General features: G+C 66.9%; 10 protein-coding genes. 8 read left to right on the top strand and 2 right to left on the bottom strand.

Annotated elements, in window-relative coordinates; genetic code table 11:
- Positions 1-6 precede the first annotated feature (6 nt).
- The 4 genes from thiE (at position 7) to J7I84_RS08150 (ending at position 5,139) form a co-directional block, all read left to right on the top strand.
- Entirely contained in the window at positions 7-756 is a 750-nt protein-coding gene (thiE, locus tag J7I84_RS08165; RefSeq protein ID WP_214943188.1) for a thiamine phosphate synthase, read from the top strand.
- Between the two features lie 37 nt (positions 757-793).
- Positions 794-2,293 carry an RNB domain-containing ribonuclease gene (locus tag J7I84_RS08160; protein WP_214943185.1) on the top strand — a complete coding sequence of 500 codons (1,500 nt, stop codon included), beginning with the start codon at positions 794-796 and terminating at the stop codon, positions 2,291-2,293.
- A gap of 270 nt (positions 2,294-2,563) precedes the next feature.
- Positions 2,564-4,258 carry a DEAD/DEAH box helicase gene (locus J7I84_RS08155; RefSeq protein ID WP_214943182.1) on the top strand — a complete coding sequence of 565 codons (1,695 nt, stop codon included), beginning with the start codon at positions 2,564-2,566 and terminating at the stop codon, positions 4,256-4,258.
- A gap of 8 nt (positions 4,259-4,266) precedes the next feature.
- Positions 4,267-5,139: a site-specific DNA-methyltransferase gene (locus J7I84_RS08150; RefSeq protein ID WP_214943179.1), complete on the top strand. Its 873-nt coding sequence runs from the start codon at positions 4,267-4,269 to the stop codon at positions 5,137-5,139.
- A gap of 14 nt (positions 5,140-5,153) precedes the next feature.
- On the opposite strand, the gene J7I84_RS08145 is transcribed toward J7I84_RS08150, so the two are convergent.
- A complete protein-coding gene (locus J7I84_RS08145; protein WP_214943177.1) occupies positions 5,154-6,002 on the bottom strand; it encodes a PHP domain-containing protein in 849 nt (282 codons plus the stop codon).
- A gap of 80 nt (positions 6,003-6,082) precedes the next feature.
- On the opposite strand from J7I84_RS08145, the gene J7I84_RS08140 reads away from it, so the two are divergent.
- Entirely contained in the window at positions 6,083-7,657 is a 1,575-nt protein-coding gene (locus J7I84_RS08140; protein ID WP_214943175.1) for an aminopeptidase P N-terminal domain-containing protein, read from the top strand.
- A 116-nt stretch (positions 7,658-7,773) separates the two neighbouring features.
- Here the strand turns inward: J7I84_RS08140 and J7I84_RS08135 are convergent, their stop codons facing one another.
- The gene (locus J7I84_RS08135) at positions 7,774-8,766 is read right to left on the bottom strand and encodes a general stress protein (protein WP_214943172.1); all 993 of its coding nucleotides are present in this window, start codon (positions 8,764-8,766) and stop codon (positions 7,774-7,776) included.
- A 77-nt stretch (positions 8,767-8,843) separates the two neighbouring features.
- On the opposite strand from J7I84_RS08135, the gene J7I84_RS08130 reads away from it, so the two are divergent.
- The 3 genes from J7I84_RS08130 to J7I84_RS08120 all read left to right on the top strand — a co-directional run bounded on the left by J7I84_RS08130 (position 8,844) and on the right by J7I84_RS08120 (position 12,025).
- Positions 8,844-10,127: a magnesium transporter MgtE N-terminal domain-containing protein gene (locus J7I84_RS08130; RefSeq protein WP_214943169.1), complete on the top strand. Its 1,284-nt coding sequence runs from the start codon at positions 8,844-8,846 to the stop codon at positions 10,125-10,127.
- Positions 10,111-10,803, top strand: coding sequence for a DUF1003 domain-containing protein (locus tag J7I84_RS08125; protein ID WP_214943166.1), 693 nt, complete (start codon positions 10,111-10,113; stop codon positions 10,801-10,803). Before J7I84_RS08130 ends, J7I84_RS08125 begins: the two co-directional genes overlap by 17 nt.
- 64 nt (positions 10,804-10,867) lie before the next feature.
- On the top strand, positions 10,868-12,025 hold the full coding sequence (locus J7I84_RS08120) for an Mrp/NBP35 family ATP-binding protein (RefSeq protein WP_214943163.1): 1,158 nt from the start codon (positions 10,868-10,870) through the stop codon (positions 12,023-12,025).
- Positions 12,026-12,262 lie beyond the last annotated feature (237 nt).

Genomic DNA, 12,262 nt, shown 5'->3' with positions numbered 1-12,262 from the left:
GCAGGCATGAATGTGTCCACCTCATCCCTGCCCGCCGGCCCCCATGCGCCAGCCACCGCGGCTGTCAGTGCCGAAGTTGCCAATGCGGGGCACCGCGACGCCCTCAAGGCAGCCCGCCTCTACCTCTGCACCGATGCGCGCCGTGCGCACGGAGACTTTGCGGAGTTCGTGGACGCAGCGTTCGCCGGCGGTGTGGACATCATCCAACTGCGCGACAAGACCATCGAAGCCGCAGAGGAACTGGACCTCCTGGCGGTATTGAAGGAGGCCGCTGTGCGCCACGGCAGGCTGTGGGCCGTCAATGACCGCGCCGACATCGCCGTGCTGTCCGGGGCACCGGTGTTCCACATTGGCCAGAAGGACCTGCCGTTGCCCGCGGCGCGGACGCTGGTCGACGGAAACGCCGCCATCGGGCTCTCCAGCCACACCAGTGAGCAAGTGGATGCCGCCCTGGCAGCAACTGCCGCCCCGTCTGGACTGGACTACTTCTGCGTGGGTCCCGTTTGGGCCACACCCACTAAACCCGGGAGGGCCGCCGTCGGCCCCGAACTGGTCAAGTACGCCGCCGAGGCTTCCCGCCAAGCGGCGGATCCGGTGCCGTGGTTTGCCATTGGCGGCATCGACCACGGCAACGTCCGCGAGGTGGCGGAGGCGGGCGCGCGCAGGATCGTGGTGGTCCGCGCCATCACCGAGGCCCCCGATCCCGCTGCGGCGGCTGCCTCCCTCCTCGGCGCGCTGGACGCCGCGGGCTCCTGACTGCTTAATCCCGGGACTTGGGGCTACGCTGATTTTTGTGTCACATCATCGGTTGGCCCCCAACGTCCACGACCACAAGAACGCCCTGGAAGAGGCACTGGGCCTGCTGCGGACGGAACTGGAACTTCCCGGCCCGTATCCTGCCGCAGCTGTCGAAGACGCCCTGGCAGCCGTGGCGGCGCTGAAGCTGCCGTCCTACGACCTGACCGCCGTCGAGTTCGTGACCATCGACCCTGCCTCGTCTACGGACCTCGACCAGGCAGTGTTCATCGAGCCGGACGGGAACGGCTATCGGGTCATGTATGCCATTGCCGATGTTCCGGCATTTGTGTCTCCGGGAGGTCCACTGGACGCCGAAACCCGGCGCCGCGGACAGACGTTCTACGCTCCGGATGGCCGGATTCCGCTGCACCCCGAGGTCATCAGCGAAGGGGCCGGGAGCCTTCTGCCTGGCCAGGAGTGCTCGGCTTTCGTTTGGGACTTCACGCTCGACGGCGACGCGTCAGTGCTGTCGGTGGGTCTCCGCAGGGCGCGGGTCCGCAGCCGCGACAAGCTCAGTTATAAGGGCGCCCAGGCCGATCTCGACGCCGGGACAGCCGCACCGGTGCTGCGGCTGCTCCGTGAGGTGGGACTGAAGCGGGTGGAGCTGGAGCGGGCGCGCGAGGGGGCCAGCCTGAACATGCCTGAACAGGAGATCGTCCAGCTGCCCGACGGCAGCTACCGCATAGACGCCGTTCCGCAGCTTCCCGTGGAGGATTGGAACGCCCAGATTTCGTTGATGACCGGAATGGCCGCCGCGCAGCTCATGCTGGCCGGCAAGGTGGGTATCCTGCGGACCATGCCGGCGCCGGATGAACGGTCGCTGCGGCATTTCCGGCTGCAGACAGAGGTGCTGGGCAGGCCCTGGGACGGGGAGGTCAGCTACGGCGAGTACCTGCGGACGCTCGATCCCACCAACCCGCGGCAGCTGGCCATCATGCATTCGGCCGGCATGCTGTTCCGCGGGGCGTCCTATACCGCATTCGACGGGACTGTTCCCGAGGATGGCGTGCAGTCCGCCATCGGTGCTGCCTACGCCCACACCACCGCACCGCTGCGCCGCCTGGTGGACCGCTTCGTGCTGGTGATCTGTGAGGCCCTGAGCAACGGCGGCGATGTGCCCGGCTGGGCGCGGGACGCCCTGCCGCTGCTTCCGGGCATCATGGCCGGATCGGACCAGCTGGCCTCCCGGATGGAGCGCATGGCCCTGGATACCGTGGAGGCGGCGCTGCTGCTGAACCACATCGGACAGGAGTTTGAGGCGATCGTGATTTCCGGATCCAAGCCGCAGAACGGGAACGGCAACGGAAACGGCAAGAACGGGAACGGGAACGGCAGTTCGGGGATCATCCAGATCGCAGAGCCAGCGGTGACCGCTCGCTGCGCCGGCGAGCTGGAGTCCGGCACCAAGGTCCGCGTCCGGCTGGTTTCTTCGGACATCACCACCCGTCAGATCCACTTCGAACTCGTTCCCCGAGGGGTGGGCGGGCGCCGTTGACGGGCCTAAACCGTGTTTCTGCGCCCGTGCCGCTAGACTGGAGGGGTAGAACTGGATGCCCGGTCGTTGATTTCCTCGATTTGAAACCAACAAGCCCGCCCCTACGCGATCTTGAGAATTACCCGTTGGTCACCAGTGCCAGCATTAGATAGCCCGCGATCGGCTTCCACTGGAATCGCTTGCGCGCCTGAGCGTGCTCCGGAGCGGCCAGCCTTGGCCGGCCCGTTGAGCAGGCAGCGCCATTGCCCAAATGAATAAGGAAACTCCCCTGTGAGTGAATTGCATACCCACCAGCTCCTGAGCGATGTGTCCGGCACGGAAACCATCGAACCGGAAGAAACCATTATCTCGGACGAGACGCCGCACGAGATCGCGGAGAAGTCATTCGCCGACTACAACGTCCGCGAGGACATCGTTGAGTCATTGGCTGACGCCGGGATCACCCACCCCTTCCCCATCCAGGCCATGACCCTGCCGGTGGCATTGGCCGGCCACGACATCATCGGCCAGGCCAAAACCGGTACCGGCAAGACCCTGGGATTCGGTATTCCCGCGCTGCAGCGGGTCATCGGGCAGGACGACCCCGGCTATGCCAAACTCGCCGTTCCCGGCGCCCCGCAGGCCCTGGTCATTGTTCCCACCCGCGAACTGGCCGTGCAGGTGGCCAACGATCTCCAGACGGCATCGCGCAAGCGCAACGCCAGGATCACCACCATTTACGGCGGCCGCGCCTACGAGCCCCAGGTTGATGCCCTGCAGAAGGGCGTCGAGATTGTCGTGGGCACTCCAGGGCGCCTGATCGACCTCTACAAGCAGAAGCACCTGAGCCTGAAGAACGTCAAGATGGTCATCCTGGACGAGGCCGACGAGATGCTGGACCTCGGGTTCCTGCCGGACGTCGAGACCCTCATCGCCGGAACCCCCGCGGTCCGCCAGACGCTGCTTTTCTCAGCCACCATGCCCGGCCCCGTCATCGCGATGGCGCGCCGCTACATGACCCAGCCCACCCACATCCGCGCAGCGGATCCGGAGGACGAGGGCCTGACCAAGCGGGACATCCGCCAACTGATCTACCGTGCGCACAGCATGGACAAGACCGAAGTGGTGGCCCGCATCCTGCAGGCCCGCGGCCGCGGCCGGACCATCATCTTCACCAAGACCAAGCGCACCGCCGCGAAGGTGGCCGAGGAGCTGGTGGACCGGGGGTTCGCGGCGGCCGCCATCCACGGCGACCTGGGCCAGGGCGCCCGTGAGCAGGCACTGCGGGCGTTCCGTAACAACAAAGTGGACGTCCTGGTGGCCACGGACGTCGCTGCCCGCGGCATCGACGTGGACGACGTCACGCACGTGATCAACTACCAGTGCGTCGAGGACGAAAAGATCTACCTGCACCGTGTGGGCCGCACCGGCCGCGCCGGCAACAAGGGCACCGCCGTCACGTTCGTGGACTGGGACGACATGCCGCGCTGGGCGCTCATCAACAAGGCCCTCGGCCTGAGCGTACCCGAGCCGGTGGAAACCTATTCCTCGTCCCCGCACCTCTACGCGGACCTTGACATCCCCGCAGGCACCAAGGGCCGCCTGCCCCGCGACAAGCGGACCCTCGCCGGCGTCGACGCCGAGGTACTCGAGGACCTCGGCGAAACCGGCAAGAAGAACAGCCGCGGCGCCCGCGACGCAGGCCGGTCACGCGACCGGGACGTACGGGGCCGTGGAAGAGGCGACGGCGGCAAGGCCGGCAGCCGCGACGGTGGCCGCAGCAGCGACTCCGCAGAGCGCTCAGGTGAGCGCCGCCGTCGTACGCCTGACTCGGCTGCCGCTCCTGCCGGTGAGGCTGCCGCACCCGCAACCGACGGCGAAAAGCCGTCACGCGCCCGGCGGACCCGCACCCGTACCCGCCGGCGCAACGGTGAAGTGGTGGCCGGTGCGGACAACGGCACGCAGCCCGGCAACTCCGAGGCCTAACCGCACTGATGACTGACACTGTTTGGGCGCCGGACGGCGGCAGCCTGGTGGTGCACGCGGACAACGCGGCGTACCTCCCCACGCTGCCGGACGGCGCCTTCACACTGATTTATGTGGACCCGCCCTTCAACACGGGCCGGCCGCAGCAGCGCCAGGAAACCCGGATGGTGGTGAACGCCGGAGGCGCCGGGGACCGGGTGGGCTTCAAGGGCCGCTCGTACGACACCATCAAGGGCGCCCTGCACCGCTACGATGACGCGTTCAGCGACTACTGGTCCTTCCTTGAGCCCCGGTTGGTGGAGGCGTGGCGGCTGCTGGCGGACGACGGGACCCTGTACCTGCACCTGGACTACCGTGAGGTGCACTATGCCAAGGTGATGCTGGACGCCATCTTTGGCCGGGAATGCTTCCTCAACGAGATCATTTGGGCATACGACTACGGCGCCCGCGCAAAAAACCGCTGGCCCACCAAGCACGACAACATCCTGGTGTACGTCAAGAACCCGGCGAAATACCACTTTGACAGTGCCGAGGTGGACCGGGAGCCGTACATGGCGCCGGGCCTGGTGACTCCTGCCAAGCGGGAACTCGGCAAGCTGCCCACCGACGTCTGGTGGCACACCATCGTCTCGCCCACTGGCAAGGAAAAGACGGGCTACCCCACACAGAAGCCGGAGGGCCTGGTCCGCCGCGTGGTCGCTGCCTCGTCCCGCCCCGGTGACTGGTGCCTGGACTTCTTCGCCGGCTCCGGCACCCTGGGGGCGGTTGCGGCCAAGCTCGGCCGCAAGTTCGTGTGCGTGGACCAGAACCAGCCTGCCATCGACATCATGGCCAAACGGCTCGGTGCACACGCCACCCTGACGTCGTTCCTGCCCAGCTAGGTCCCGCCTGCCGTTCAGGGGCGGACGACGGCGGTTCCCGTGCCCAGTTCCTCGATCCGTTCCAGCATGGCGGGTGCGGTGAGGTTTTCGCCGAGCAGGTTTGGCTTGCCGGTGCCGTGGTAGTCCGAGGACCCGGTGATCAGCAGGCCATGCCTGGCCGCGAGTTTGCGCAGGAAGTCGCGGCCCTCCTCCGGATTGTCCCGGTGGTCGATCTCCAGGCCCGCCAGGCCGGCGTCGATCATCTCCCGGTAGGTCCGCTCCCCCACGATCCGGCCCCGGGCAGAGGCCACCGGGTGGGCGAACACGGGCACGCCGCCGGCGGCCCGGACGAGCTCGACGGCGGTGGCCGGGTCCGGGGCGTAGTGCGGGATGAAGTAGCGGGACCGGGAGGTGAGGATGGAGGCGAAAGCCTCGGAACGGTCCTCCACGACACCTGCTGCGACGAGCGCGTCCGCGATGTGCGGCCGGCCGAGGGTGGCGCCCGGGGCAACGTGGTGGATCACGTCGTCCCATGTGAGCGGGTAGTCCTCGGCGAGGATGGTGACCATCCGTTCGGCCCGGGTCAGGCGGGAGTCCTTGGCCTTGGTAATTTCCTCGAGGAGGCCGGGATGGGTGGGGTCATGCAGGTAGCTCAGGAGGTGCACGCTGATGCCCTCTTCCGTCCGGCACGAGACCTCCATGCCCGGCACCAGCGCCACCCCGCAGGTGGCAGCGGCGGCCGCGGCCTCCGCCCAGCCCGCCGTTGAATCGTGGTCGGTCAGGGCCACCACGTCCAGTCCCGCCCGGGAAGCAGAGGCCATGACATCGGCCGGTGTCTCGGTGCCGTCGGAGACGTTGGAGTGGGCATGCAGGTCAATCCTCACCTATCCAGCGTAGTGGACCGGGAACAAGAGACCGGGGAGGCCTGTTCGCTTAGCCGGGATGCTGGTGAGACGATGGTGCCGTGAACGATGCCGAAAACACCCAAAACTCTGCTTCCCAGCCGCTGGAGGAGCGCGTCAACAACCGCTCCCAGCGGCCCAGTTCCAACGCCTTCAAGGCCTTCATGGCCAGCAACTGGGCGCCGTCCAGCGGGGCGCTTCCCCAGCGGGACGACGTCGCCGGTTACGCCGCAACCCGGCGCAGGGCGATCTCTGCCCAGTTCAAAGGCGAACGGCTGGTCATCCCGGCGGGGCCGCTCAAGGTCCGCTCCAACGACTGCGACTACCGCTTCCGCCCGCACTCCGGCTTCGCCCACCTGACCGGGCTTGGCCTTGACCACGAGCCGGACGCGGTCCTGATCCTGGAACCGGTGGAAGAGGGAACGGGCGACGACGGCGGCCACCACAGCGCCACGCTTTACTTCCGGCCTCTGGCCGGCCGGGATACGGAACAGTTCTACGCGGACTCCCGCTCCGGCGAGTTCTGGATTGGGGCCCGCCCCACCCTGGAAGAGTTCGAGGCCCGCCTGGGACTGGCCACCGCCCATATCGACCAGCTGGAAACAGCGATCACCAAGGACGTGGGCGCCCCGGAAATCGGCGGCATCTCCATCCGCCTGGTCCGCAAGGTTGACGACAACATTGACGCCCTGGTGGACACGGCCCGGTACAACACCGCCAAGGACCCCGAAAACCTGGACCTTGGCGAGCTCGACGCCTTGGATGAGAAGCTCAGCGAAGCCCTCTCCGAACTGCGCCTGCTCAAGGATGAGTGGGAAATCGAACAGATGAAGATCGCGGTGTCCGCCACCGTCGAAGGATTCGAGGAGGTTGTCAAGGCCTTGCCGCGGGCCCTCACGCATGCCCGCGGCGAACGCGTGGTGGAGGGCGCGTTCTTCGCCCGTGCCCGCGAGGTTGGCAACGAACTCGGCTATGACACCATCGCAGCGGCGGGCAACAACGCCACCGTGCTGCACTGGACCCGCAACACAGGCCGCGTCCACGCCGGCGAACTCCTGCTCCTGGACGCCGGCGTCGAGGCCGACTCGCTCTACACGGCAGACATCACCCGGACCCTTCCGGCCAGCGGTACCTTCAGCGACATCCAGCGGAAGGTCTACCAGGCAGTCCTGGACGCTGCCGACGCCGGCTTCGCCGCTGCCCGGCCGGGTACCAAGTTCCGCGACATCCACACGGCGGCAACCACGGTCCTGGCGGAGCGCCTGGCCGAATGGGGGATCCTGCCCGTCAGCGTGGAGGAAGCCATCAGCCCGGAGGGCCAGCAGCACCGCCGCTGGATGCCGCACGGCACCAGCCACCACCTGGGCCTGGACGTCCATGACTGCGCGCAGGCCAAGCGGGAGCTCTACCTCGACGGCGTCCTCGCCGAAGGCATGGTGTTCACCATCGAGCCGGGCCTGTACTTCAAGCAGGAAGACCTGGCGATCCCCGAGGAGTACCGCGGCATCGGAGTCAGGATCGAGGACGACATCCTCATGACCGCTGACGGGCCCGTCAACCTCAGTGCGGCCCTGCCGCGCCATGCCGAGGATGTGGAGGACTGGATGGCCGGCATCTACCGGACCGAAGAGGCCTGATACGGAGACAACGAAGAGCGGGACCGCCGGATTCATTCCAGCGGTCCCGCTCTTTCTTTATGCCACCGGTTCTGGTGGTGCTGCCACGCTTCCTGGGCCCGGGCGGCACCTCGCCGTTAGTGGCGGTGTTCGCCCCGGTGCTGGTCCCCGTCCGGACCATATTGTTGTTCAGGCTGGTGTTCCGCGCCATCCTGTGGGTGATCCATTGGCCCGTGTTCGCCAGGGTGCTCTGTGCCCTGTCCAGTGCCTGGCTGCCCCGCCTCCACGGCGGCACCCTGGGGCAGGCGGACGCCGTACTGCGGGCGGCCGTCGGGCAGGTCGGGATAGCGGACCGGACGGACCGGCTGTGCCGGCTGGCCGCCGTCGTACTGCTGCGCAGGCTGCTGGCCGCTGTGCTGCTGCTGGCCGTGGTCGCCCGGGTACCCGTGGCCTTCTTCGACCGGTCCATCGTGGACTGACGAACCGGAGGACCGCTGGCCGTAGGGATCGTTCCACCCGGCGGGGCGGGACGGACCCTGCCCCTGCTGCTGCCCGGGCTGCTGGTACGGCTGGTTGTAGTAGTCGTGCTGCTGGTACGGCCCATGCCCGGATGCTGCGTCTGAACGGGACATGGGCAACTGCTGCAGGAGGCGCCGGGCTTCGTGCGCGGCCTCCGGCGCCACGATCACGTCGTAGCTCGTGGCCACCACCTGGCTGGTGGAGGTAAAGTCCCGTTTGCCCCGCTGCATGGCGTAGGTGACGATGCCGAAGAGCATGAAGAACGCCGCGCCCATCAGCACCGACGTCATGATGGAGAAGTATCCCGGTGACGGAGCGAAGAAGGACAGCATGACGCCGACGAACAGGCCGAACCACATGCCGCTCAGCGCCCCGGACAACGCCACCCGCGGGTAGCTCAGGCGCCCGGTGACCCGCTCCACCATCTTCAGCTCATTGCCCACGATGGACACCATCTGGACCGGGAACTGCTGGTCCGCCAGGTAGTCAACTGCTTTTTGGGCGTCGAGGTAGGAAGTGTAGGAGCCAACGGTGTCACCGGTGGGAACAGCCCGGGCATCGTCCGGTCCGTTCGGGGCGCCGGCCTTGGGAGCACCAAAAATGTTCGACATAAACCCATTCTTGCCCATCATGGTGGGTGCCGCCTGTAAATTCAGCTAAAAGAGAGCAGACTCGGTAGCCTGTAGTGGTGAGCACAACACCTACACGCGTCTTCGTGGCACGCCTCCTGGGCCTCGACGTCTTCGACCCGCTGGGCGACCGGCTGGGCCGGCTGCGCGACGTTGTTGTGCTGTCCCGGGGCACCCAGGGAGCCCCGCACGTGGTGGGCATCGTGGTGGAGGTTCCAGGCAAGAAGCGTGTCTTCGTCCCCATGACCCGCATCACCTCGATCGACCAGACGCAGGTCATCTGCACCGGCCTGGTCAACCTGCGCCGCTTTGAACAGCGCGGGGCGGAAACCCTGGTGGTGGCCGAAATGTTCGACCGCCGGGTCACCCTCCGCGACGGCAGCGGTGACGCCACCATCGAAGACATCGCCATGGACCAGCACAGGTCCCGCGACTGGTTCGTCAGCAAGCTCTTTGTCCGCCGCGGCCACTCGCTGTCCCCCTTGAGCCGGCTGCGCCGAAACGAGACCCTGATCATTGACTGGGCGGACGCGCAGCAGGGGCCGCGGACCGAGCCCCAGGCTGCCACCCAGTTCGTGGCCAACCACGAGGACCTCAAACCCGCCGACTTCGCCGAAGCCCTGCAGGAGATGAGCGACAAGCGCCGCTTCGAGGTGGCCAGCGAACTGCAGGACGAACGGCTGGCAGACGTCCTCCAGGAACTGCCGGAGGACGACCAGGTGGAGATCCTCTCATCGCTGGACCTCCAGCGCGCCGCCGATGTCCTTGAAGAGATGGACCCCGACGACGCCGCCGACCTCCTGGGAGAACTTCCTTCCGCGCAGGCCGAGGAACTGCTCCAGCTCATGGAGCCCGAAGGCGCCGAAGACGTCCGCCGCCTGCTTGAATACGACGAGGACACCGCCGGCGGCCTGATGACCCCGGTGCCGGTTATCCTTCCGCCGGAGGCCACCGTCGCCGAAGCCCTGGCCCACGTTAGGCGCGAAGAGCTCTCCCCTGCCCTGGCGTCGTCGATCTTCATTGCCCGGCCGCCGCTGGAAACGCCCACCGGTCGATTTCTCGGCGTGGTGCACATCCAGCAGTTGCTGCGTTTTCCGCCATTCGAGGCACTGGGAAACCTGGTGGACAAGAACCTCGAGCCGCTGTCCGATCAAGCGCACATCAGCGAAGTGGCACGGACCCTGGCTACCTATAACCTGAACTCGCTCCCGGTGGTCAATGATGCCGGCCGGCTTGTGGGGGCGGTGACTGTTGATGACGTATTGGATCACTTGTTGCCGGACGACTGGCGCGCCCACGATGGCGAAGCCCCGATAAGAAAGCTCGGTGGCCGCATTGGCTGATAACAGCGCTCCGAAGAACCCCAACCAGCGGAACCTGGCCAAAGCGGAATCAAGAGGCAGCCTGGACACACCCCTGAGCGGCAGGCAGCGCATCCTGCCCACGTTCCGCCCCGACCCGGATGCGTTCGGGCATGCCACCGAGGGCTTTGCCCGGTTCATGGGAACGCCGCAGTTCCTGGTCTACATGACGATTTTCTGCATCTTTTGGCTGGGCTGGAACACGTGGGCCCCCACCAACTGGCAGTTCGACTCGAGGGACCTTGGCTTCACCCTGCTGACCCTGATGCTGTCGCTGCAGGCATCCTACGCAGCACCCCTGCTGCTGCTGGCGCAGAACCGGCAGGATGACCGCGACCGCGTATCGCTGCAGCAGGACCGCCAGCGTGCCGAGCGCAACCTGTCCGATACCGAGTACCTGACGCGGGAGCTGGCCTCCCTCCGGATCGCGCTGCGCGAAGTGGCCACCCGTGACTATGTCCGGGCCGAGCTGCGCTCGCTCCTTGAAGACCTGCTGGACGCCCAGGAGGAGCTGCGGACCCATGAGGACTCCGGTCCGGGCTCGCACGAGTCCCCCCGGGACAAGGCCAAGGACAAACTGCGCGAACAACGGGACCGGCAGCGCAACCCGCGCACCCAGCAGATCCCCCGGGTCCAACCCGGCCACTCTGCCCAATGACCACCAGGCCGCCCGTGACACGCCTGCCCGTCGCCGCTACCGCTTGAAAGCCGAGGCCCCTTCCATGAGCGCCCCCACCGGTCCTGCAGCCGCCAACCGGACACCGTTGGTCCAGGCAGTCAACAATGCCCTGGCCACGGTCATCGATCCAGAACTCCGCCGCCCCATCACGGAGCTGGGGATGGTGGACTCCGTCCAGGTGTCCGACGACGGCAAGGTCACCGTGGCAGTCCTGCTTACCATCGCAGGCTGCCCGTTGCGTGACACCATCACCGCCGATTCCCGGAAGGCCCTTTTCGCGGTACCCGGCGTCACCGCCGTCGACGTCGAACTCAAGGTGATGGACCAGGCCCAGCGCGACGCCCTCAAGGAGAAGCTGCGCGGGCCGGGCGGCCAACGAAGGATTCCGTTCAATGAGCCGGATTCACTGACCAAGGTTTACGCGGTTGCCAGTGGCAAGGGCGGCGTGGGCAAGTCCTCGGTAACGGTCAACCTGGCCACAGCCCTGGCCGCCCAGGGCCTCCGGGTGGGCATCGTGGACGCCGACGTTTACGGCTTCTCCGTGCCTGCGCTGATGGGCATCACGCAAAAACCCACCCAGGTGGATGACATGATCCTTCCGCCGGTTGCCTACGGCGTGAAGGTCATATCCATCGGCATGTTCGTGACGGGCAACCAGCCGGTGGCATGGCGCGGACCCATGCTGCACAGGGCGCTGGAACAGTTCCTCACGGACGTCTACTTCGGCGACCTCGATGTCCTGTTCCTGGACCTCCCGCCGGGCACGGGCGACATCGCCATCTCCGTTGCCCAGCTGCTGCCCAAGGCGGAAATCCTGGTGGTCACCACGCCGCAGGCAGCGGCCGCGGACGTCGCCGAACGCGCGGGCGCGATTGCCACCCAGACGGGGCAGAAGATTGCCGGGGTCATTGAGAATATGTCCTACTTGGACATGCCCGGCGGAGGCCGGATGGCGCTCTTCGGAAGCGGCGGCGGGGCGGTGCTCACGGAACGGCTCAGTGCAACGGTGGGCGCGGACGTTCCTTTGCTGGGCCAGATTCCCTTGGACATCCAACTGCGCGAAGGCGGGGATGCGGGGGTTCCGATAGTCCTCGGCCGGCCCGGGGCCGCCGCGGCTGCCGCGCTGGCGGGCATCGCCGGGCAGCTTGCCGCCAAACCGCGCGGCCTGGCCGGGATGAAGCTGGGGCTGCAACCGCGCTGAGCAGTTCTGTTTGAAGCGGAAGCCGGGAGGCGGGGGCCGCTGCAGCCATTGGGGATGGCTAGGTGTATTGACCACGGACGTTAGGAACATGCGGCGTGGTTAGGTGACAAACAGAAGACCTCCAAGTGGAGTGGGGCTTGTCTAGAGTCCGAACCACAAGGAGGTCTTCAATGTCCCATGCTAACGCGCTCCTGACGCCCAAGGGACGGCTCCGGCTTGCCAGATGCATCGTCGATG

Origin of the sequence: Arthrobacter sp. ISL-85 (genome assembly GCF_018613675.1) — a bacterium.
GTDB lineage: Bacteria > Actinomycetota > Actinomycetes > Actinomycetales > Micrococcaceae > Arthrobacter.
This window is presented reverse-complemented; position numbering and strand designations above follow the sequence as displayed.

What these genes read in the sequence shown, in the direction of transcription:
- thiE (WP_214943188.1), top strand. Translation starts at nt 7, where the DNA reads ATGAATGTGTCCACCTCATCCCTGCCCGCCGGCCCCCATGCGCCAGCC.
- J7I84_RS08150 (WP_214943179.1), top strand. Translation starts at nt 4,267, where the DNA reads ATGACTGACACTGTTTGGGCGCCGGACGGCGGCAGCCTGGTGGTGCAC.
- J7I84_RS08135 (WP_214943172.1), bottom strand. Translation starts at nt 8,766, where the DNA reads ATGTCGAACATTTTTGGTGCTCCCAAGGCCGGCGCCCCGAACGGACCG.
- J7I84_RS08120 (WP_214943163.1), top strand. Translation starts at nt 10,868, where the DNA reads ATGAGCGCCCCCACCGGTCCTGCAGCCGCCAACCGGACACCGTTGGTC.